Source organism: Klebsiella pneumoniae complex sp. WS1778, assembly GCF_049472055.1.
Taxonomy (GTDB): domain Bacteria; phylum Pseudomonadota; class Gammaproteobacteria; order Enterobacterales; family Enterobacteriaceae; genus Klebsiella; species Klebsiella quasipneumoniae.
Window position 1 is genome coordinate 438,020 of sequence record NZ_JBKGTJ010000002.1, and the last position, 22,227, is coordinate 460,246.

The 22,227-nt window shown below is 61.9% G+C and carries 19 protein-coding genes; 14 read left to right on the top strand and 5 right to left on the bottom strand.

Features of this window, described 5'->3' with window-relative positions; translation table 11 throughout:
- Nucleotides 1-107 precede the first annotated feature (107 nt).
- Both ACLEXF_RS12090 and ACLEXF_RS12095 read left to right on the top strand, forming a co-directional pair.
- Nucleotides 108-1,331, top strand: coding sequence for a phosphoadenosine phosphosulfate reductase (locus tag ACLEXF_RS12090; RefSeq protein ID WP_004885837.1), 1,224 nt, complete (start codon nucleotides 108-110; stop codon nucleotides 1,329-1,331).
- Nucleotides 1,316-1,942 (top strand): IbrB-like domain-containing protein, encoded by a 627-nt coding sequence (locus tag ACLEXF_RS12095; RefSeq protein WP_004885834.1) that lies wholly within the window; start codon nucleotides 1,316-1,318, stop codon nucleotides 1,940-1,942. Before ACLEXF_RS12090 ends, ACLEXF_RS12095 begins: the two co-directional genes overlap by 16 nt.
- Here ACLEXF_RS12095 and ACLEXF_RS12100 read toward each other — a convergent pair whose 3' ends face one another.
- Nucleotides 1,943-3,088, bottom strand: coding sequence for a pyridoxal phosphate-dependent aminotransferase (locus ACLEXF_RS12100; RefSeq protein ID WP_407259999.1), 1,146 nt, complete (start codon nucleotides 3,086-3,088; stop codon nucleotides 1,943-1,945).
- Nucleotides 3,089-3,229: 141 nt separating this feature from the next.
- Between ACLEXF_RS12100 and mtnC the strand changes: the two genes are divergently transcribed.
- Nucleotides 3,230-3,919: an acireductone synthase gene (gene mtnC / locus ACLEXF_RS12105; RefSeq protein WP_065882550.1), complete on the top strand. Its 690-nt coding sequence runs from the start codon at nucleotides 3,230-3,232 to the stop codon at nucleotides 3,917-3,919.
- Nucleotides 3,916-4,458, top strand: a complete 543-nt coding sequence (locus ACLEXF_RS12110; RefSeq protein WP_407259890.1) for a 1,2-dihydroxy-3-keto-5-methylthiopentene dioxygenase — start codon at nucleotides 3,916-3,918, stop codon at nucleotides 4,456-4,458. The genes mtnC and ACLEXF_RS12110 overlap by 4 nt, the downstream gene beginning before the upstream one ends.
- Before the next feature lie 107 nt (nucleotides 4,459-4,565).
- Here the strand turns inward: ACLEXF_RS12110 and ACLEXF_RS12115 are convergent, their stop codons facing one another.
- Nucleotides 4,566-6,875: a molybdopterin-dependent oxidoreductase gene (locus ACLEXF_RS12115; RefSeq protein WP_335259056.1), complete on the bottom strand. Its 2,310-nt coding sequence runs from the start codon at nucleotides 6,873-6,875 to the stop codon at nucleotides 4,566-4,568.
- A gap of 408 nt (nucleotides 6,876-7,283) precedes the next feature.
- Here ACLEXF_RS12115 and ACLEXF_RS12120 point away from each other — a divergent pair, with 408 nt between their 5' ends.
- From ACLEXF_RS12120 to ACLEXF_RS12140, 5 genes are read left to right on the top strand one after another with little or no spacing between them, the layout of a single operon-like run.
- The gene (locus ACLEXF_RS12120; RefSeq protein ID WP_004885820.1) at nucleotides 7,284-8,264 is read left to right on the top strand and encodes a sugar ABC transporter substrate-binding protein; all 981 of its coding nucleotides are present in this window, start codon (nucleotides 7,284-7,286) and stop codon (nucleotides 8,262-8,264) included.
- Nucleotides 8,265-8,308: 44 nt separating this feature from the next.
- On the top strand, nucleotides 8,309-9,811 hold the full coding sequence (locus ACLEXF_RS12125) for a sugar ABC transporter ATP-binding protein (protein WP_074186536.1): 1,503 nt from the start codon (nucleotides 8,309-8,311) through the stop codon (nucleotides 9,809-9,811).
- Complete coding sequence (locus ACLEXF_RS12130; protein ID WP_004885817.1) at nucleotides 9,808-10,797, top strand: ABC transporter permease; 990 nt, start codon at nucleotides 9,808-9,810, stop codon at nucleotides 10,795-10,797. Before ACLEXF_RS12125 ends, ACLEXF_RS12130 begins: the two co-directional genes overlap by 4 nt.
- A complete protein-coding gene (locus ACLEXF_RS12135; RefSeq protein ID WP_043521666.1) occupies nucleotides 10,794-11,798 on the top strand; it encodes an ABC transporter permease in 1,005 nt (334 codons plus the stop codon). Before ACLEXF_RS12130 ends, ACLEXF_RS12135 begins: the two co-directional genes overlap by 4 nt.
- 11 nt (nucleotides 11,799-11,809) lie before the next feature.
- Nucleotides 11,810-12,751, top strand: a complete 942-nt coding sequence (locus ACLEXF_RS12140) for a carbohydrate kinase family protein (protein ID WP_043521668.1) — start codon at nucleotides 11,810-11,812, stop codon at nucleotides 12,749-12,751.
- Between the two features lie 35 nt (nucleotides 12,752-12,786).
- Here the strand turns inward: ACLEXF_RS12140 and ACLEXF_RS12145 are convergent, their stop codons facing one another.
- Genes ACLEXF_RS12145 through ACLEXF_RS12155 form a run of 3 tightly spaced genes read right to left on the bottom strand, consistent with a single transcriptional unit; the run spans nucleotide 12,787 to nucleotide 15,929 of the window.
- The gene (locus ACLEXF_RS12145) at nucleotides 12,787-13,815 is read right to left on the bottom strand and encodes a 2-hydroxyacid dehydrogenase (protein ID WP_004885809.1); all 1,029 of its coding nucleotides are present in this window, start codon (nucleotides 13,813-13,815) and stop codon (nucleotides 12,787-12,789) included.
- Nucleotides 13,812-15,308, bottom strand: coding sequence for an FGGY-family carbohydrate kinase (locus ACLEXF_RS12150; protein ID WP_315966798.1), 1,497 nt, complete (start codon nucleotides 15,306-15,308; stop codon nucleotides 13,812-13,814). Before ACLEXF_RS12150 ends, ACLEXF_RS12145 begins: the two co-directional genes overlap by 4 nt.
- Nucleotides 15,309-15,320: 12 nt before the next feature.
- Nucleotides 15,321-15,929, bottom strand: coding sequence for a methylthioribulose 1-phosphate dehydratase (locus ACLEXF_RS12155; RefSeq protein WP_008805607.1), 609 nt, complete (start codon nucleotides 15,927-15,929; stop codon nucleotides 15,321-15,323).
- 451 nt (nucleotides 15,930-16,380) lie between these two features.
- On the opposite strand from ACLEXF_RS12155, the gene codB reads away from it, so the two are divergent.
- From codB to ACLEXF_RS12180, 5 genes are all read left to right on the top strand, one after another.
- Nucleotides 16,381-17,643, top strand: a complete 1,263-nt coding sequence (gene codB / locus ACLEXF_RS12160; protein ID WP_053810651.1) for a cytosine permease — start codon at nucleotides 16,381-16,383, stop codon at nucleotides 17,641-17,643.
- Nucleotides 17,640-18,875: a PucR family transcriptional regulator gene (locus ACLEXF_RS12165; protein ID WP_049093803.1), complete on the top strand. Its 1,236-nt coding sequence runs from the start codon at nucleotides 17,640-17,642 to the stop codon at nucleotides 18,873-18,875. The genes codB and ACLEXF_RS12165 overlap by 4 nt, the downstream gene beginning before the upstream one ends.
- Nucleotides 18,872-20,110, top strand: a complete 1,239-nt coding sequence (gene codA / locus ACLEXF_RS12170; RefSeq protein WP_032455710.1) for a cytosine deaminase — start codon at nucleotides 18,872-18,874, stop codon at nucleotides 20,108-20,110. The genes ACLEXF_RS12165 and codA overlap by 4 nt, the downstream gene beginning before the upstream one ends.
- A gap of 145 nt (nucleotides 20,111-20,255) precedes the next feature.
- Nucleotides 20,256-21,206, top strand: coding sequence for a LacI family DNA-binding transcriptional regulator (locus tag ACLEXF_RS12175; RefSeq protein WP_407260000.1), 951 nt, complete (start codon nucleotides 20,256-20,258; stop codon nucleotides 21,204-21,206).
- Between the two features lie 121 nt (nucleotides 21,207-21,327).
- Nucleotides 21,328-22,137, top strand: a complete 810-nt coding sequence (locus ACLEXF_RS12180) for an inositol monophosphatase family protein (protein WP_017899069.1) — start codon at nucleotides 21,328-21,330, stop codon at nucleotides 22,135-22,137.
- Nucleotides 22,138-22,227 lie beyond the last annotated feature (90 nt).

A 22,227-nucleotide genomic window follows, 5' to 3' on the forward strand; every position in this document is an offset into this window, starting at 1 on the left:
CACTATTTACCCCACATTGTCCGAATAAAAAAACGACCATTAAACTCCCGGCCCTCATCGTTTATACTGACCAAATGGGAATATCTCGTATTAAAGGATTAATGGCCATGTCGTTTATTAAATATCCCTTACCGGAGTCGGTGCTGCAGGCGACGGAGCAGCGGATCCAATGGGTTCTGGATAATTTTTCACGCGTTTGCGTCTCTTTCTCTGGCGGAAAAGACTCCACCGTTATGCTGCATTTAACCGCGCAGGCAGCTCGGTTACAGGGCAAGAAAATCAGCGTACTGTTTATTGACTGGGAAGCACAGTTCTCTTGCACCATCGCCCACTGTGAAAAACTGCGCGCCCTGTATCAGGATGTCATCGACACCTTTTACTGGGTCGCCCTGCCGCTCACGACCCAAAATGCCCTGACGCAGTATAAGCCGCAATGGCAATGCTGGGAGCCCGGAGCCCGCTGGGTCCGCCAGCCGCCGCCAGGGGCGATCGCCCACCCGGATTATTTCCCCTTCTACCAACCCGGAATGAGCTTTGAGGCCTTCGTCAGCCATTTTGCCGAGTGGTTTTCCCAGCGGCGGCCCGCCGCCGTGCTGGTGGGCATTCGGGCTGATGAGTCGCTGAATCGCTTTATGACCATCTCTTCCCAGCGCAAACAGCGCTTCGCTGACGATAAACCGTGGACCACCTCGGCGCCGGGAGGGCACGCCTGGTACATCTATCCGCTCTATGACTGGAAAACCGCCGATATCTGGACCTGGTTTGCCAGAAGCGGCCAGCCCTATAATCCGCTGTACGATCTGATGTATCAGGCCGGAGTGCCGCTGCGCTACATGCGCATCTGCGAACCCTTCGGTCCGGAGCAGCGCCAGGGGCTGTGGCTGTACCATGTGCTGGAGCCGGAACGCTGGGCCGCGATGTGTCAGCGGGTCAGCGGCGCGCACAGCGGCGGCGTCTATGCCGGGCATGACAATCAGTTCTACGGTCACCGAAAAATCGACAAACCCGACCATTTGACATGGAAAAGCTATGCTCTTTTCCTGCTCGACAGCATGCCGGAAACCACCGCCGAGCACTATCGCAATAAAATCGCCGTCTACCTGCGCTGGTATCAGAAAAAAGGGATGGAAGATATTCCCGACACCCAGCCCGGGGACATTGGCACAAAGGATATCCCCTCCTGGCGACGAGTCTGCAAAGTGCTGCTCAATAACGACTACTGGTGCCGTCAGCTCTCGTTCAGTCCGACCAAAAGCAGCCACTATCAGCGCTACCGAAAACGTATGGAAAAACATCGTCAACAATGGGGGATATTATGCAACAACAACTAACGCAGGCGCTGGACGCTTTCCTGCAAACGCTGGATGATGAAGCGCGCATCGAGGCTATCAACGCGTTTCGCCATGTGCTCCACCAGCGCAGTCCCTTCCGCTCCCAGCCGGTTGACTGCGTGCTGTGGGTCAAACAGGAGCAGGTCGCCCCCAATGACTACAATCCGAACAACGTGGCGCCGCCGGAAAAACGTCTGCTGCAGACCTCGCTGGAAGCCGATGGCTTTACCCAGCCGGTGGTGGTCATCCGCCAGGGTCCGCAGGCGTATACCATTGTCGATGGTTTTCACCGTCATGAACTGGCCTGCAGCAAAGCGTCATTGAAAAATGCCCTGCATGGCTATCTGCCGGTGACCTGTCTGCCGAATGAAACCGCCTCCCGCGATGGGCTGATGGCGGCAACCATACGCCACAACCGGGCGCGGGGACGTCACCAAATCCACGCCATGTCGGAGATTGTGCGCGAGCTGACCCGGCTCGGCTGGACACCGCAAAAGATCGGCAAAGAGTTGGGGATGGATGCCGATGAGGTACTGCGTCTGAAGCAAATCAGCGGCCTGACGGAAATGTTCGCCGGCCGCCAGTTCTCTCAGGCATGGACCATTAAATAACTATAGCTGGCACAAACGCGCCGCCGCGGCCAGCAGGGTCTCCGGTTGTTTAGCGAAGCACAAACGGATCAGCTTGTGCGGGAACGGGTCGGCGCAGAAGACGGAGAGCGGGATCGCCGCCACCCCAACCTCTGTCGTCAGCCAGCGGCAGAAGCTCACGTCGTCAAGATCGGAGAGGGCGCTGTAGTCCGCCAGCAGGAAGTAGGTGCCCTCACATGGCAGGAGTTTCAGCCGGCTGGGGCGCAGCGCCTCAATAAACAGATCGCGGCGTTCACGATAAAACGCCGGCAGCTCGAGATAGTGCTCTGGCGCCTCGCGCAGCATATCGGCGATCGCCAGCTGCGCCGGGGTATTCACCGAGAAGGTCAGATACTGATGAACCTTACGCAGCTCCGCGCTGATGGCCGCCGGGGCCACGCAGTAGCCAACCTTCCAGCCGGTCATATGAAACGTTTTGCCAAACGAAGAGACCGCCACCGCCCGCTCGCGAAGCTGGGGATGCGCCAGCACGCTGGCGTGGCCGCCCTCGGCAAAGCAGATGTGCTCATAGACCTCATCGCTGAGGACATAGATCTCGCGTTCGGCAATCGCCTGCCACAGGGCAGCGAAATCCTCGCGTTGCCAGACGGTGGCTGATGGATTGTGCGGGGTATTGAGGATCACCAGCCGGGTTTTGTCGCTCAGCGTCGCGGCAAACTGCTGCCAGTCGACGCGAAAATGCGGCGGCTGAAGGGCAATACGGCGTAATTCGCCGCCGGCCAGCGCCACCGCGGGAGCATAGCTGTCGTAGCTGGGATCGAAACAGATCACCTCGTCGCCACGGCGCACCAGGGCGGTGATCGCCGCGTACAGGGCCTCCGTCGCCCCGGCGGTAACCGTGATATCGCTGTTGACGTCGGGTCGATATCCATACAGCTCCGCCGTCTTGTCAGCGATCGCCTCGCGCAGCGCCGGCACGCCGGTCATCGGGGCATACTGGTTCGCCCCCTGCGCCACGTGGTACGCCAGACGCTCCTGAAGATAGCGCGGGCCGTCAAAATCGGGAAAGCCCTGAGACAGGTTAATGGCCTGATGCTGCTGGGCGAGAGCGCTCATCTGGGTAAAAATGGTGGTACCGAGCGCCGGGAGTTTACTCTCTGGAATCAACGGGTTATTGCTCATTCTTGTTTTACCGATTGTAATGCTGTTGTTGAAGCCACTATAACACGATGTTAATATTTGGCAATCAAGACGCTTAGACGTCTAAATGCTAATGTTATTCCACGCTACGCCCACTCTGGAGAAACCATGATCCGCGCCATCGTGACCGACATCGAAGGCACCACCAGCGATATCCGCTTCGTGCATAACGTGCTGTTCCCCTACGCCCGCGAACGACTGGCCGGCTTTGTGACCGCTCAACAGCACGCTGAGCCGGTGAGAACGATACTCGACAACCTGCGCCGCGAGACAGACGCCCCCGCCGCCAGCACCGCCGACCTGATTGCTACCCTCTTCGCCTTTATGGACGAAGACCGTAAATCCACTGCGCTGAAGGCGCTGCAGGGGATCATCTGGCGCGATGGCTACCTCAACGGCGACTTTACCGGTCATCTCTACCCGGACGTGCTGCCGGCGCTGGAGAAATGGAAAGCGCAGGGCATTGATCTGTATGTATATTCTTCTGGCTCCGTGGCAGCGCAGAAATTGTTATTTGGCTACAGCGATGAAGGTGATATTACTCATCTGTTTACGGGCTATTTCGATACCCTGGTAGGCGCCAAACGCGAAGCGCAGTCCTACCGCAACATTGCTGAACACCTGGGCCACGCCCCCGGGGCCATCCTGTTCCTGTCGGATATCCATCAGGAACTCGACGCCGCTGAAGCCGCGGGGTTGCGCACTGTCCAGCTGGTACGCGGCGACCGCGACCCGGCAAGCCACCACCCTCAGGTTCAGCGTTTTGACGACATTCATCCGGAGCAGATCCCAGCATGAGCGCATTAACCCTATTTTCCGTAACCGATCCGCAAACGCCGGTCTGGCACAGCACCGACGCCAAAGCGATTCAGGAGCAGCTTAACGCCAAAGGCGTCCGCTTCGAACGCTGGCAGGCCGACCGCGACCTCGGTGCAGACCCCAGCGCAGATACGGTGATTGCCGCCTATCAGCATGCGATTGACAAACTGGTCGCCGAAAAGGGCTATCAAAGCTGGGACGTCATCAGCCTGCGCGCCGATAACCCGCAGAAAGAGGCGCTGCGGGAAAAATTCCTCAACGAGCACACCCATGGCGAAGACGAGGTCCGGTTTTTTGTCGAGGGCGCCGGCCTGTTCTGCCTGCACATTGGCGACGAGGTGTTCCAGGTGCTGTGCGAAAAGAACGATCTGATTTCGGTTCCCGCCCACACTCCGCACTGGTTTGATATGGGTTCAGAACCGAACTTCACCGCCATTCGCATTTTTGATAACCCGGAAGGCTGGATCGCTCAGTTTACCGGCGACGATATCGCCAGCGCCTACCCACGGCTGGCGTAACGTCAAACTGTCGTCAGTCTTAAACCGCCAGGCGCGCACTTTGCCGGAGGCGGCGCATACCGCGCCTCCTCCGGACTACCCGCCCCGCCGCCGGCGATCCCCGACTCCTAAACCGCGATAAACTTCGGCGGGTCAAAGGCAGTGATCGGCGGCAGTTCCTCTCGCCACGGGGCGATCTCCACCCAACAGCTCTGGGCGCTACAGCCCTGCCCCAGGCGCGAACTGCCGCGATCCTCAGTTAACACGTTGGGATTACCGTGCTTATCAAGGGATCCTTTTTCATTGGGATCCAGAGGGTCATACCAGGCGCCAGTGGACATCTGTACCACCCCCGGCAAAATCTGTTCACTCAAATGCACGCCCGCCAGAATCGCCCCGCGGTCGTTATACACTTTCACCACGCTGCTTTCGCGGATGTCTCTTGCCTGCGCATCGCTCGGATGCATCCACAGCGGCTCGCGTCCCTGAATTTTCGTCGCCCGGCTGACGCTGCCGTGGTCGTACTGGCTGTGCAGGCGGGCGCGCGGCTGACTGGAGAGCAGATGAAGCGGCCAGCGCGCCGCCTCCTGTCGTTGCCGGGCAGCCTCTTCCTCATCCCACCAGGGATGGCCAGGGCATTCGCGATAGCCAAACCCGGCGACGGTAGCGGAAAAGAGTTCAATCTTGCCGGAGGGCGTGGAAAGCGGATAGCGCTGCGGATCGGCGCGAAAATCGGCGAGAAAGACCTGCGGCCGCTCCGGCGCACTGTACTCCAGCACCCCTTGCTGCCAGAAATCCTCGAACGAGGGCAGCGCAATGCCCTCCTCCTGCGCCCGCGGCCTTGACTCCTCATAGAGATGGCGCAACCACTGCCCGGCGTCCCGCCCCTCGCTGAACGGTTCTCCGAAGCCCAGCCGCCCGGCAAGATCGAGGAAAATAGCGTAATCGTCACGCGCTTCGCCCACCGGCGGGATCTGCGCGCTCATGGCAATCATAAATCCGTCGTGACCGCCGCTGCCGATATCCTCTCGCTCCAGCGAGGTGGTAGCCGGCAGAACGATGTCAGAGAATTTGGCCTGCGCGGTCCAGTACTGCTCATGCACCACCACCGTCTCCGGACGGCGCCAGGCCTCGCACAGTCGGTTAATATCCTGGTGATGGTGAAACGCATTGCCTCCCGCCCAGTAGACCAGACGGATGTCGGGATAATGCAGCAGCTGACCGTCGAACTCATAGGCTTCTCCCGGGTGCAGCAGCATATCGGACAGCCGCGCCACCGGGATAACGCTGTCCACCGCATTTTCGCCGGCGGGCAAGCGCGGGCCGGAAAACGCTTTTCGCACCGCCCCCGCCAGGTTGGTACAGGCATAGCCAAACCCGAGGCCGCCGCCCGGCGTGCCGATCTGTCCCAGCAGCGCGGTCAGGGCCACCGTCGCCCAGTAGGCCTGCTCCCCCTGACGGGCGCGCTGGATGGACCAGGAGATATTCACCATCGTCCGGTGGCGGGCCATCTCCCGCGCCAGCTCGGCGATGCGCTGGGCGTCAAGGCCGGTAATTGCCGCCGCCCACGCCGGTGTTTTCGCTATGCCGTCATGCTCGCCCAACAGATAAGCGCGGTAAGGGGCAAACCCGACGGTATGGCTGGCGATAAACGCCTGGTCGTAGAGGGACTCAGCGATCAGCACATAGCTCAGCGCCAGCAGCAGTGCGGTATCGGTGCCCGGCCGAATGGCCAGCCACTCGGCGTCGGGCACCGCGCTGAGGTCATTGCGCACCGGACTGATATTAATAAACCGCGTGCCGTTGGCCTGCATCTTATCCAGCCAGTACGGCAACATATGGTCATTGGCGCCGCCGCCGTTGACCTGGGCATTGCGCAGCGGCAGACCGCCAATCGCGACAAACAGCTGACACTCCCGCGCCAGCTCGGAAAAATGGGTATGCTGACGATGCAGCGGGCTCAGCGGCCCAAGGATATGCGGCAGAATGCGCTCGCCCGCGGCGCTGCTATAGGTATTGGTGCTGGCGGTATACCCGCCAAAGCCCTTAAGAAAGCGGTGCAGCTGGCTCTGCGCATGGTGAAAGCGCCCGGCGCTGGCCCAGCCGTAGGAGCCGCCGTAAATCGCCTCATTGCCGCAGCGCGCCTTGACCGAGCGCAGCTCGCGAGCCACCAGGTCCAGGGCCACCTCCCAGCTGACTTCGACAAAGGGCTCCTTGCCTCGCCCTTCTCGTGACGCCGGCCCGTGCTGCAGATAGCCGGCGCGTACCGCCGGGCGACGAATGCGCGTTTGGCTGGTCACCGCGTCGGGGAGCGACTGACCGATGCGTGAAGGTTTTTTATCCCAGGGCACCGGCTTAACCGCCACGATCTCGCCCTCGCGGCTCTCCACCTGCCAGGTTCCCCAGTGCATCACCGTATAATTATGCTGTTTCTTCATAGCGCCCGCGTTCTTCTCAGCCTAAGGTTCGTTAAAATAAAGCGGGGAAATGCGGTAATATTGCTTACCCGGCCAGACATTGCGCTGCTAAAAAAAGCTTTAGCCCGCGCAATCTTCTCTTTTTCTCTGTAGATGCCGTATTTCCCATACACTCATAATAAACAGAAAATTGTCTTTATCTGCTAAATAAACACGGAACAAGCCAAAAATAAAACCACAAAATAAAAAGGCCTATCCGCCATCATGAAATATTTTCAGGTTCTTCATGACAAAATAAACTTTTTCTCTGGCGTTTCCGCGATATAACATTGCCGGCATAACTTAGACTTATTTTGTATTTGAGGTGGCGAGGTGCTTCTTGTCATGCTACCGGTCCGCAACCACCTTCATCACAGGATCATAATAACAATGTCGCAGAAGAGAAAATTATTGCCTGCCGCGCTGGGACTGCTTTCCCTTGCCTCGCTGAGCGTCACTGCCGCTGATACCCTCTCCTTACAGGGAAAAACCATTGGCGTTGCCGTAGTAGGCACCCAGCATTTCTGGGATCGCGAAGCTTTTAAAGGCGCGACAGAGGAAGTGGAGAAACTGGGAGGCAAAGTCATTGGCGTCGATGGCGGCCGGGATAATCAGGTTCATGCCAATAATCACGATATTTTACTGTCACGCAAGGTGGATGCGGTAATTAGTATTCTCGGCGACAGCGCCGTCGAACCCAAATTTAAAGCATTGCGTGATGCTGGTATCCCGGTATTCACCGTGGATCATGTTTCACAATATTCGGTCAATAATACCACCTCCGATAACTACACTCTGGGCTCCACCATCGGTCGCTACATGGCGGACGAATTAGGCGGTAAAGGCAACGTCGCTGTATTTAACGCGTTCTCCAGCGCGCTGCGTATTTGCGGAATTCGTTACGATCAGTGGAAATATGTCCTTAAGGATTACCCGGATATTCATATTATCCAGCCCGAGCTCGCGGAACAGTTCGCCAACTCGCCGGAAGACGCGCGGAAGAAAACCCTCGAATTACTCAGCCAGTATCCGAAAGGCAAACTGGACGCCATCCATGTCGCCTGCTGGGATCAACCGGCCATCGGTATCGTCCAGGCGCTGGAAGAGACCGGCCGTGATAAGGACGTGAAAGTGACGGCCATCGACGCCGGTCCGGAAACGCTGGAGATCATGGCGGAGCCCGGCAGTCCCTTCGTGGCTAACGTCGCGCAGCAGCCGCATCTGATCGGCCAGACCTCCGCCGACAACGTGGCCCGCTACTTTGCCGGTCAGAAACTGCCGGTGCAAACCTTTATCCCGGTGATACCGGTGAAAGGTCCGCAGGAAGCGAAAGCGGTGTATAAACAGTTGGGATACGGCGAACTGCAGTGATAAATCAACACCCTGGCGGGGAGCGCCCCGCCGCGGGTCTGGTCATGGACCAGATCGGCAAACGTTTTGCCAGCGTAATGGCGCTTAATGCGGTTACCCTGCGCCTCAATCCGGGGGAGATTCATGGCCTGATTGGCGAGAACGGCGCCGGTAAATCGACGCTGATCAAGATCCTCGCCGGCGTTTATCAGGCCGACAGCGGCAGCGCGACCCTCGACGGTCGCCCGCTGCCCCTCGGCAACCCGGCAGCCATCGAAGCCGCCGGCATCCGCGTTATCCACCAGGAGCTCAACCTGATCCCGCACTTTACCGTCGCGGAATCGGTGTTTCTGGGCCAGGAGTATCGCACCCGCTGGGGGGCGCTGGATCGCCGACGGATGAAGGCCGCCACGGCGCAATTTTTCCAGCAAAACTGGCAGTTGGCGATCGACCCCGAACGTCTGGTGCGAGACCTGAGCCTGGCCGAGCGCAAGCTGGTGCAGATTGCCCGCGCGCTGATCGACGGCGCGGCGCGGCTGGTGGTGTTCGACGAGCCCACCGCCCCCCTCGAGGCCCAGGAGGCCAGTCTGGTCACCTCCGCCATCCTGCGCCTGCGCGACCAGGGCATTGCCATTCTGTATATTTCCCACTATCTCAATGAGATAGCCAGCCTCTGCGACCGTGGCACTGTGCTGCGCAACGGGGAAGTGGTCGGTTATCCCGACCGCGACCTGCTGCAGAATACCGAGGCGCTGATCGCCATGATGGTCGGCCGGGAAATCGACCAGCTGTATACTCCGCGCCAGCGCCCGGCGGCAGACAACGGGGAGGCTCCGCTGCTCTCGGTGCGCCAGCTGAGCGACGGACGGCAGCTGCAGGATCTCTCTTTTGATATTCACCCGGGGGAGATCGTCGGCGTCGCCGGCCTGCTCGGCGCCGGGCGCGATGTGCTGGTGGACTTACTCTACGGCTTGCGTCCGGCGGAGCGCGGCACTATCCATCTCGACGGCCTGCCGCGACGAATCCGTACGCCAAAGCAGGCGATCCGCGCCGGAATGGCGCTGGTCCCGCGCGACCGCCGCCATCAGGGGCTTATCCTCTCCTTCACTACCGCCGACAATATTAATCTCGCCTCGCTGCCGGAGACCGCCACCTTTGGCTGGGAGCGGCGGGGGATCGCCGAGAGGAAAGCGCGCGACTGGATAGAACAGCTGGCGATCCGCCCGGGTCGCCCGGCACTGCCGGTACGCTACATGAGCGGCGGCAACCAGCAAAAAGCGATCCTCGCCCGCTGGCTCGGCACCGATGCCCGGCTGTTTATTCTCGATGAACCCACCCTCGGGGTTGATATCGGCGCCCGCCGCGATATTTATCAACGTACGCGCCAGCTGGCCGATAAAGGGCGGGCGGTGCTGGTCTCCTCCAGCGACGCCACCGAACTGCTCGGACTATGCGACCGGATCCTCGTCCTCTGGCGCGGTGCGCTGGCGGCCAATCTGCCCACCCGCGGGCTGACCCTCGACGCCCTGCTGGTGACGATCAACGGCGGACAGGAGCCTTCACCATGAATACCGCTATCCAGCGTCGCGGCCGTCCGGGCCTGGCGACGCTTGTTGAAAAATTCCCCCTGATCCTGTTTCTGGCGCTGCTGGTGTGGCTGAGCGTGCAGTCGCCCTACTTCCTCAGCTGGCAAAATATCAGCCTGATGCTGGTCCAGAGCGTTCCGCTGGCGATCCTCTGTTTCGGCCTGGTCTGCGTCATCGCCGTTGGCGGAGATGACGTGGTCTCCGGCGGCATCGACCTCTCCCTGCCGGCGACGGCGGTGCTCGGCGTCGCGCTGCTCAGCCTCGGGCTGGCCGAATGGCACACACCGTATCTCCTGCTGCTGGCGCTGCTGGCGGCGGTTTGCCTGCTCTGCGGGGCGATCAACGGCTTCCTGGTGCTGGCGGCCGGCCTGCCGCCGCTGCTGGCTACCCTCTCGACCTCCGTGGCGTTTACCGGCCTGACGGACCTGCTGACCGGCCAGCGGCGCATCGCGGTCAGCGATCCGCTGATGGTCGCCTTTCGCGATAACAGCCTCCTCGGCCTGCCCTGGCCGCTGGTCTATCTGCTGGGGGTATTTATCCTGTTCCAGTTCCTGCTCCATCACTCCCGCTTCGGTCAGCATGTGCAGGCGGTGGGCGGCAATCGCGATATGGCGCAAATGAGCGGCCTGAACGTGCGCCGCTTAACCCTGCAGGTCTGGCTGTTAGCCGGCATCGCCGCCGGGCTGGCTATTCTGCCGCTGCTCAGCCAGGGCTCCGGCAGCTCCAGCGGAACGGCCACGCCGCTGCTGCTGGAAACCGTGCTCGCGACCTTTATCGGCGCCGCCTTCTCCCGCCGTCGGGTAGTCACCATCTGGGGCGCGCTGCTGGGGGCGATTCTGGTTAACGCCCTCTCTAACGGACTCGGCCTGTTGGGGGTCAATATCTTCTGGATGGGCGCCATTAAAGGCGGCCTGATCCTGGTGGTACTGGCGGCCTCGGCGGTCAGACACAAAGGAGGCGAGGCATGAGCCAAATCACTCTGAAAACCCCAGCTACCGCGGAACAGACGGCCAGCAGCCCGCTGGCCTGGCTGTCGCGGGCCGGATTCGGCATCATCACCCTGCTGGCCATCGCCCTGTTCGGCTGGGCGAATCCAGTATTTTTAACCGTGGATAACTGGGCCAACCTGCTGCAGGGCAGCGCGATCCTGCTGATTGTGGCGATGGCGATGACCCTGATTGTCAGCGCCGGGGCGATTGACCTGTCGGTGGGCGTGGCGCTCGATTTCGGCGCCGCCTTCGCTCTCGTCGCCCTGAAAACCTGGCATCTGCCGTGGCAGGCGGCGGTGGGCTGCGCCCTGCTCGGCGGGGTGCTGATTGGCCTGCTCAATGCCTTTCTGATCCTCATCTGCCGGATCCGCCCCTTCCTCGCCACCCTCGGCACCTGGTTTATCGCCAGCAGCGCCGAACGTATCTATACCGATGGCGGCGGCGCGATAGCCTATCGGCGGATGGCTCCCGAGTATCACGACCTGGCGGTGGGTAACCTTGGCGGGATCCCCACGCCGGTAGCGATCGTGCTGGCGCTGTGGCTGGCGGCCTGGCTGGTGACCGAGCGCACCCTGTGGGGCAAATATATCCGCGCCATCGGTCAGAACAGCGAAGCGGCGCGCATCGCCGGGATCCGCGATCGCCTGACCATGCTCGGCGTGCTGGTGGCCGCCTCAGCCCTCTGCGCCGTCGGCGGGGTGATCCTCTCCGCCAACCTGCGGCAATTTACCCCGCTGGCCGGGCAGTCTTACCTGATGGACGCCATTGCGGCGGTGTTTATCGGCACCGCCTTTAACCGTCTGGGCCGGGTCAGCATCGCCGGCACCCTCGGCGGCGTGCTGTTCCTCGCCATTATTGATAATGGTCTGAACCTGATGGGCCTCAATTATCTGGTGAAGGACGCGCTGGTCGGCGTGATTCTGGTGGTGGCCCTCGCCCTATCCTTCTGGCAGGCGCGTCTGCGCCAAACGCATCGCTAAACGGGAGAACGATGGCAACCTTTGACGCCGTATTTGTCGGCCTGACTATTCTGGATATTGCCGGGCGCCCGGTGGTGGCGATCCCGCCGCGCGGTGGCGTCGCTTTTATTGAGCAAATTCGCCTCAACCCCGCCGGCACCGCTGCGGGGGCTAATATTAACGCCGCGAAGCTCGGGATCCGCACCGCGGCGGTGGCCTGCCTGGGCGAAGATGAAAAGGCCGACTTTATCCTCGCCAGCTATGCCCGGCTGGGCATTGACTGCTCGCTTATCCAGCGCACCGCGCTGAAGGAGACCTCGGCGACGATCCTGCCGATTCGCCCCAACGGCGAACGTCCGGCCCTGCACTGCCGGGGCGCGTCTGACGCCCTGTTCGTCAGTGAAGCGGAATTTGACGCCGTCCTTGACTGTCGCTTCCTGCATCACGGCGGGAGCGGACTGCTGGCGGCAATGGACCAGGGACAGAGCGCACGGCTGCTGCAGGCGGCCAAAGCGCGTGGAGTCACCACCAGCTTTGACCTTATCGCGCCGAATGAACACACCCTGGAACTGCTGCGGCCCCTGCTGCCGTCGGTGGATTATTTTATGCCTTCGCTGGAGGAAGCCGCCTTTCTCTCCGGGGAGACGCAGCCGGAGGCCATCGCCCGCTTCTTCTTTGCGCTGGGCGTGGGCACCTGCATTCTGAAAGACGGCGAGAACGGCTCCTGGCTTATCGGCCGCGATGGCGCGCTGGAGCATATTGCGCCGTGGCCCGTCGAGGCGGTGGATACCACCGGCTGCGGCGACAGCTACTGCGGCGGGTTTATTGCCGCGATGGCGCGCGGGCTCAGCGTGAAAGCGGCGTGCGACGTCGCCTCGGCGGTGGCCGCGCTGGTGGCGACCGGGATGGGCTCGGATGCCGGGGTGGTAGACTGGGAACAGACCCAGGCTTTTATGGCGGCCCATCGCCCCTGACGCCGGGCCCGCGCCGCCGCGGCGACGCAAGCGGCTTAACGCCACTGGTACAGCAGCGGCTCCCCGGCGACATAGCGCTGAAGATCGGCGGCAATCATCGCCGTGTGTTTGGCGATACTCTCCCGGGTGGCCCCGGCGATATGCGGCGTGATAATCACGTTATCGAACTCGGTGACAAAAGGGTGATCGCGCCACAGCGGTTCGCGATGATACACGTCCAGCGCCGCGCCGCCCAACGGGCCGTGACGCAGAGCCTCAATCAGCGCCGCTTCGTCGACCACCGCCGCGCGGGAGGTATTGATCAGCAGCGCGCCGGGCTTCATGCTGTTTAACAGCGCCGCATTCACCAGCCCGTCGCTGTGCGGCCCGCTGCTCAGATGCAGGCTGACGATATCCGCCTCTCGGAACAGCGCCTCCAGGGTGGTTTTCTGTAACCCTGGCTCATTGATATCCTCTGCGGCGACGAACGGATCCACCACCCGCACCGCCATACCGAACGCCCGGGCGATACGCGCCACCCGGCGGCCAATGTTGCCATACCCCACCAGGCCCAGCGTTTTATTGCGCAGTTCACTGCCCTTAAACACTTCATAGGGGCTTTCCGGACTCACGTCCCAGACCACATCCCGGCGCAGCCCCTGCTGGGTGGCGGCGGCGGCATTGTCAGCCTGCGTGAATTCCCCCCGCTTCAGCGCCGCATGGGATTGCGGAATATGGCGCGCCAGGCTGAGCATCAGGCCAAGCGTCAGCTCCGCGGCGGCATCGGCATTGCGCCCCGGGGTGTAGAGTACCCGGATGCCGCGCGCCTGCGCGGCCTGGGTATCAATATTCACCGGATTCGCGCGGGTACAGGCGATCACCTGCAGGCGCGGACAGGCGGCCATCACCGCATCCGTCACCTCATCATAGCTGGTCACCAGCACCTCAGCGTCGTGGGCCAGCTCAATCAGCTGACCGGCGCTGAGTTTCGGTTTGCCCAGCGCCCACCCCTCCACCAGCAGCTCACCCAGCTGGTGGAAGGCGCTAAGGTCGCCAGCATGCTCGGCGGTAAAAACGATTTTCATGGTTGTACTTCCTGAGAAAGACGTTGAAGAGCGGCCTGCCTGGCCTGCCATACCGGCAGCATCTGCTCACGCAGCAGGCGATAAACGGGATACAGCGCCGCGTAGCGGGCATGCGCCTGAGGGCGCGGCTGATAGCGGGCCTGCGCCAGCGGAGGCGTCTCGGCCAGCGCCGCGACGCTGCGGGCCGCCAGAATCGCCGCACCGCGCGCGCTTAGTTCATTAAAGGCGCTGGAGACCACCGTGCGCCCGGTACAGTCGGCGATAATCTGCAGCCAGGTGGCCGAGGCTGCGCCGCCGCCGGTCAGATACAGCTCGCCGCCCTGGGGATAACCCTGCAGCGCATCGACAATGGCGAAGGCCAGGCCTTCAAACACCGCGCGCTGTAGTTCGGCGCGGGTGGTGTGCGGGCTAATGCCGATAAAGCCGGCCCGCGCATCAGGGCTGTAAAACGGCGCGCGTTCGCCATTGAGATACGGCTGCCAGAAGACGCCGCCGCTGCCTGGCTCCACCTCCGCGATCGCCTGCTCCAGCCGACCCAGATCGGCGTCCAGCGAAATATGCTGCTGCAGCCAGTCAATGTTTGGCGTACCGGCCTGCATCGGAAACAGCGAGATCACCTGCCCGGCTTCGGTGTGAGTGACGAAGCGCGTCGCCTCGTTCACCGTCTGCGGACCGCGGCAAACGATTCCGGTACAGCAGGTGGTGCCGAGGATCGTGTAGATATCCCCTTCGTTGACCGCGCCGCAGCCCAGCGCGGCGCTACAGACATCCAGCGCCCCGGCGGCCACTGGCGTCGCGGCGGGCAGTCCGGTCAGCGCCGCCACCGCGTCGCTCAGCGTACCGGCCGGAGCGTCCGGGGCCAGCAGAGGGGGAAACAGCGGCAGCAGTTCGTCCAGCCCCATCTCGTTCATCACCACCGAGGACCAGCTGCCGCTCTGCTGATTGAGTAATGAGCTGCTGGCGTCCGTCAGCTCCAGCGCCGCCACGCCGGTCAGGCGAAAGCGGATCCAGTCCTTGGCGAAAAACAGATAGCGCGCGGCCGCCAGCCGCTCCGGCTGATACTGTTTCAGCCAGTACAGCTGCAGGCTGGTATTGCAGGGCTGCAGGTGGGTGCCGGTATCGGCGAAATAGCGGCGGTCAAAACCGGGCCGGCGCAGCAGGTCGCTCATCAGCTCGTGGCTGCGGGTATCGCTCCACAGGATCCCCGGCCCCACCGGTTCGCCCTGCGCATCGCTGAGCCAGACCCCCTCCCCTTGCCCGGCGAGGCCGATGGCCCGCAGCCGCCCCTCCTGCAGCGCCGGGTGGCGGGCAATCTGGCGCAGAATAGCCAGCACCGAATGCCACAGCTGGGTCATATCCTGTTCCGCGTAGCCATTGGCCGACAGGCGGGGGGAGGTGTTTTCCGCAGCGCTGGCGCGCGCGGTGAAATGCTGATCAAACAGCACCGCTTTCACCCGGGAGGTGCCGATATCGATACCAAGATAAAAATCCATACCTGCTCCGGCTCAGGGCTCGTAGCGGCGGCGCATCAGCTCGCACTCGAACAGGAACTCCAGCCCCTCCAGTTGCCGGCGGGCCTCCTGAATATCTTTCCCCCAGCAGGTCAGGCCATGTCCGCGCAGCAGAAAGCCGTAACGCAGCGGGCGGGTTTGCGCATAATCGGCAATCCGCGCCGCCAGGGCGTCAATATCCTGATCGTTATCGAAGATGGCGACCGGAACGGTATCGAGATGGCTGTGCTGCCCGCTGAGGGTTTTCTGCATTTCATACCCCTGCAGCGCCAGCGTGTCGCTTTTTTCGATGCGCGACAGCACGGTGGCATTGACGGTATGCACATGCAGCACCACGTTGGCCTCCGGGAACAGGCGGTAGACCAGGGTGTGCAGGCCGGTCTCCGCCGACGGTTTCCGTCCGGAAGGGGCCTGGTTGGTGGCGATCTCCACCTGCAGAAAATCCTCGGTCGTCAGGCTGCCTTTATCGCGGCCCGACTCGCTTAGCCAGCACCAGGTATCATCCTGACGCACCGACATATTGCCGCCGGTCGCCGGCGCCCAGCCTTTCGCGCCGATCCAATGACAGGTGGTGACCAGTTGCGCGAGTCTTTCTTGCCACATAGCAGTTCCTTAGGTTAGCGATGATTTGTTTAGCCGTCTAAATGGCTATTTATCCGATACTAACACCGCTAACCGGAGGGGACAATATTTCAGGAAACACACATAAGACAAATGGTTATATCATAAATGCATATTAAATAACCTTTATTCACAGCAATTTAACCAACCGCAGTGAATCCGCTACGATCCCCTGCTGCCTGGCGCCACAACGCTGGCGGATTGTGCTGGCTGAAATTCTCCTTCTGCGCCAGAAATACCCTCGCCGCCCTCCTCTGCCCCGGACTGGTGCAAAACCTGGCAGGATGCACACTAAAATGGCATTACTCCTCCTGGATCCTTCAAAAACTGTGCATGTTGCACACCGCGCGCTATTCCCCGTGCCCGGTTTTTCCTGGCACATCTCTTGCTACTTCCGGCAATCACCGCTCATCTACCAGCCAGAGGTTCCAGGATGTCAAACAGCAATGATTTTCCCCTCGTCGAAGCGCCCACCGCCGGACGTAAAGGCGTATTTTCCATCGCCATGGTGTTATTCAGTTTTACCTTTTTCACCGGCACGATGTTTGCCGGCGGCAAACTCGGCGTCTCCTTTTCCATCGTTAATCTGCTGTGGATAGCCGTCATCGGCAACGCCTTGCTGGCTCTCTATGCCGCATCGCTGGGCTGGATTGCCGCGCGCAGCGGCCTGAATACGGTGCTGATGGGCCGGTTCTGCTTCGGGGAGATCGGCAGCAAGCTGGCCGATTTTATCCTTGGCTTTGCCGAGCTGGGCTGGTACGCCTGGGGGACCGCCACGGTCGCTATCTCGCTGGTGAAGATCCTCGCCCTGCCCGAGGCGCTGACCCAGCCGCTGATGGTGCTGTTTGGCATTCTGTTCTGCGTCACCGCGCTGGTGGGCTACAAGGGGCTGGACGCGCTGTCGCGCCTGTCGGTGCCGCTGATGTTCGTGCTGCTGGTGGTCTCCATGTATCTGGCGCTGCACCACGCCGGCGGCTGGCAGGCGATGACCCGCATTGCGCCGAGCGACACCATGACCTGGTCGGCGGCCATCACCATGGTCTTTGGCACTTTCGCCAGCGGCGCCACCCAGGCGACAAACTGGACCCGGCTGGCCAACTCCAGCCGGACCGCCATTCTCGCCAGCATGGGCAGCTTCCTCATCGGCAACGGGCTGATGATCGTCGCCGGCGCCTGGTGCGCCATCGTTTATCAACAGGCCGATATCGTCGAAGTGCTGATCCTGCAGGGGCTGTCAGTCGCCGCGGTGATCATGCTGTGTCTCAACCTGCTGACCATCCAGGGCCCCACCATCTATAACGTCTCCGCCGCCGCCTGCCATCTGCTGCGCAGCGAACGCCGCCGCACGCTGACCCTCGCCGCCGCCGGGGTGGGCATTGTGCTGGCCATTGGCGGAATGTACGAAATGCTGATCCCGTTCCTTGTGCTGCTGGGCAGCATTATCCCGCCCATCGGCGGGGTGATTCTCGCCGACTACTGGTTCGCCCGCGGCGGGCGCTATCCCCTGCTGCAGAACGCCTGCCTGCCGCGTTTTAACTGGCTGGGACTCGGCGCCTACGCCGCCGGCGCGGTGGTGGCTTATCTGTCACCGTGGATCGCGCCGCTGGTGGGGATCACCGTCTCCGCGCTGGTCTATATCGCCCTGACCATGGTCAGCAAACGTCAGCCTGCCGCCGTCGCGGAGCAAGAGCCATGAGCCTGACGGTCAGCGAACTGCTGGCCCTTGAGGGACTCTCCGCCCTGCGTTTGCGGGCGGGAAAGCAAGGGCTGCAGCGGGCGGTACGCTGGTACTACGTGGCGGAAAATGAGCATATCGCCGAGTGGATCATGGGCGGCGAGCTGGTCTTTATCACCGGCATCAACCATCCCCGGGATGAAGCCAACCTGATCCAGCTGCTGATGGAGGGCAAACAGCGCGGCATCGCCGGGATGGTGATCCTCACCGGCGAGGCCTATATCCACGCCATTCCCGCCACGCTGATCGCCCTCGCCGACGAGCTGGGCATTCCGCTGATCGAGCAGCCCTACCTGCTGAAGATGGTGATTGTCACCGAGCGGGTCGGCACCGCGCTGGTCCGCAGCGAAAACGCCCTGCAGTCGCAGCGCGACATCCTGATGCAGCTGGTCACCGGCGACTATCCGGACCTGCAGATGCTTCACCAGCGCGCCCTCCACCAGCAGCTCGATTTTACCCGCCCGCTGCGGCTGGCGGCGCTGCGCCTGGAGGGGCTGTCCCGCCTGTTTCGCCAGTTCCCGCCCGAACAGGCCGAAGCCTGGCTGCAGCAGGCCCACCGCAGCGTGCGCCAGCAGCTGCAGCAGCAGCTCAACCAGCAGGGCAACCCCTTCCCGCTTCTGGAACGCAGCAACATGTTCCTTTTCCTGTTGCCGGATGAGGAGGGGGAAGACTTTCAGCAGAAAAAGTGGCTGCAGCAGTGGCTGCAGACGCTGGCGGAGGGGGAAGAGCGTTTGTCACTGCTCTGCGGCCTCTCGGCACCGGTCAGGCAGCTGCAGGGCTACCCGCGGGCGTTGTCGCAGGCGCGCCAGGCGCTGGATCTGTGCGAAACCCTGCGGCCGACCCAGCGCATCAGCGACTATCAGCAGTTGGGGTTTATCAAACTGCTGTCCGCGGTCAGCGACCCGGCGCTGCTCAACGATTTTATGCACGACACCCTGGGCTGCCTGATCGAGCCGGGCCGTAAAGCGCCGTGGCTGCTGCTGGAGACCCTCGAGACGCTGCTGCAGGAGAACGGCAACGTTGTGCGAGCCGCCGACCGGCTGGGTCTCCATCGCAACACCCTGCATCAGCGCATCCAGCGTATTGAAAAACTGACCGGCTACCCGGTCAGCCACCCTCAGTTTCATCTCAACGCCTCGGTCGCGCTGGTGATCTGGCGTTTATCGCAAAACCATTTACAGGACCAACCATGAAAATTGTTAACGCCCGCCTGCGCCGCCAGGAGGCGCTGTTTACCCTTGAGCTGCAGGACGGCATCATTCGCGGCATGACCGCCCAAACCGCGATGCGGACCGCCGACACCGGGGATATCGACGCCCAGGGTCGGCTGGCGATCCCGCCCTTCGTCGAGCCGCATATCCATCTTGACGCCACCCTTACCGCAGGCGAGCCGGAGTGGAACCGCAGCGGCACCCTGTTTGAAGGCATCACCCGCTGGAGCCAGCGCAAAGCGAGCATTACCCCGGAGGACACCCGCCAGCGGGCGCTGAAAACCATCGGCATGCTGCGCGATTTCGGCGTTCAGCACGTCCGGACCCATGTGGATGTCACCGACCCGTCGCTGGCGGCCCTGCAGGCGCTGCTGGCGGTGAAACAAGAGGCCGCCGATCTCATCGATCTACAGATTGTCGCCTTTCCGCAGGAGGGGATCGAATCGTATCCCAACGGCCGGGAGCTGATGACGCGCGCCATCGAGATGGGCGCCGACGTGGTGGGCGGCATTCCGCACTATGAGAATACCCGCGACAAAGGGGTCAGCTCGGTGATGTTTTTGATGGACCTCGCCCAGCGCTACGGCCGTCTGGTGGATGTCCACTGCGATGAAATCGACGATCCGCAGTCGCGTTTCCTCGAAGTGCTGGCGGAAGAGGCCCGGGTGCGCGGTATGGGGGCGCAGGTTACCGCCAGCCACACCTGCGCGATGGGCTCTTATGATAACGCCTACTGTTCGAAGCTGTTTCGCCTGCTGAAAGCCTCGGGGATCAACTTTATCTCCTGCCCGACCGAAAGCATTCATCTGCAGGGCCGGTTTGACAGCTGGCCGAAACGGCGCGGCGTCACCCGGGTGGCGGAGCTGGATCGCGCCGGCATCAACGTCTGCTTTGCTCAGGACTCGATTCAGGATCCGTGGTATCCGCTGGGGAATGGCAATATCCTGCGCATTCTGGATGCCGGACTGCACATCTGCCATATGCTCGGCTATGACGATCTACAGCGCTGTCTCGACTTCGTCACCGACAACAGCGCCCGGGCGCTTTGTCTGGGCGATAACTACGGCCTCGCCGAAGGCCGCCCGGCTAACCTGTTGATCCTCGATGCGGAAAACGACTACGAGGCCGTCCGCCGCCAGGCGCGGGTGCTGACCTCCATTCGCCACGGCAAGGTGATTTTGCAGCGTGAGGTGGAGCACATCCGCTATCCGGCATAAGGCGCAAGGCGCTGCGCGTCGGCGCCTTTCTGTGATACCTTTTCAGGCAGTGTGCGTGACCGACGCCCGTCCGGGCGTCGGCTTCCTGGAAAACAGACGGCGCGAAACGACGATGAGCGATAAAAAATGGATTAAGGCCGAGGACGTGGCCAGACTGGCCGGGGTCTCGCGCTCGGCGGTCTCCCGCACCTTCACCCCCGGCGCCTCGGTGTCGGAGAAGACCCGGCAGAAGGTGCTGAACGCCGCGGAAGCTCTGGGCTATCAGGTGAATATCATCGCCCGGACGATGATCACCGGCAGCAGTAATTTTATCGGCATCGTCACCGCCGGTTTCGACAATCCGTTTCGCAGCAAACTGCTGGCGCCGCTGGTCCATCAGCTGGCGCTCAACGGCTTTATACCGCTGCTGATGAACGCTGACGATCCGCAGCAGCTCGCCCCTTCGCTTAAGCAGCTGCTGAGCTACCACGTCGCCGGGGTGATCATCACCTCCGGCGCGCCGCCGCTGTCGCTGGCGGAAGAGTATCTGGCGCGCAAGATCCCCGTCACCCTGATCAACCGTCATGCGGATCTCGCCGGCTGCGACCGGGTGTGCAGCGATAACGCCCAGGGGGCGAAGCTGGTGGCGGACTTGTTCAGTCGTCGAGGCTGGCGGCAGGTTGGCTTTATAGGCGAAAATCGCGAGAACTTCAGCACCCGCCAGCGTTATGACGCTTTCATCGCGCAGACGTCGGGCATGACGGTGACCAGCCGCTTCTGCGACGGCGGCGGCTATCAGGCTGGCTACCAGGCTGCCAGAGAAATCGTTGCTGAAAACCCCGGGGTGCAAGCGCTGTTTTGCGCTACCGATATGCTGGCGCTGGGCGCCCAGGACGGCCTGCGGGACGCCGCTGCCCCGCTGCCGGCCATCGTCGGCTTTGACGATATCCCGCAGGCGGACTGGCAACCCTACCAGCTTACCACCATTCAGCAGAATACCGCCCTGCTGGCCCACCACGCGGTGGATCTGTTAATGACGCGGATCGCCCGCTTCAGCCTGCCCTCGCGCCATCGCGAAGTGCCGGTGAAATTAATTATTCGTCAAAGTGCGAAATGAAAAAATCATTTTATGCTGGAGCGATCACAGAATCTTCTGCGAAACCCGGCCACACTCATTCGGCCCTTCGGGGCTGTTTTTTTCACGCAAAATGCACACGTGTGCAAAATAGGGAGTCAATATGCAATCTCAGGAATCAGAAGCGCTACAGGCCCGCTACCGCCTGGCCTGCGAGCTGGCGAAAGCAGGGGCTGAGCTGGCGTTTGAATACTATCAGCAACGCGAAGCGCTGACCGTCGACCATAAAGGCGACGACCTGCAGGACGTGGTCAGCGTGGCCGATAAGCGGGTGGAGGCCTTTGTGAAACAGCGTATTCAGAGCGCGTTTCCGGAGGATGGCTTTCTCGGCGAAGAGAGCGGCGCCCGCCTGCCCGACGCGCAAGTGCTGTGGGTGGTCGACCCCATCGATGGCACCAGCTGTTTCCTCAACGGCCTGCACACCTGGTGCCTGTCGCTGGCGATCGTCGCCGACGGCGAACCGGTCATCGGCGTGGTCTACGACCCCAACCATCGCGAGCTGTTTCACGCCCTGCGGGGTCATGGCGCCTGGCTCAATGACGCCCCGATCCGTCCGCACCCCGCGGCGACGGTCAGGGAGGGAGTGATGGGCGTCGGCACCTCGCATCGCGTCACCCCGGCGGACTTTCTGCCGTTTCTGCAGGCGCTGCTCAGCGACGGCGGCATGTTTATCCGCAACGGCTCCGGCGCGCTGATGAGCGCCTGGGCGGCGGCAGGCCGGTTGATTGGCTACTACGAGCCGCACATGAACCCGTGGGACGCCCTGCCGGGGCTGGTGCTGATGCGCGAAGCGGGCGGCGCCAGCAACGATTTTCTGGCGCAGGAGGGGATCCAGCGCGGCAACCCGCTGCTGCTGGCCAGCTCAACGCTCTACCCGCAGCTGAAAAAGATGATCCCACAACCATTACATTAACCCTTACGGGTCAGGCTATTTCTGATTATGTACTCTACACAGTAACGATAACTTCATTCACGGACGAACCACATCAATCAGTCAGGCCTC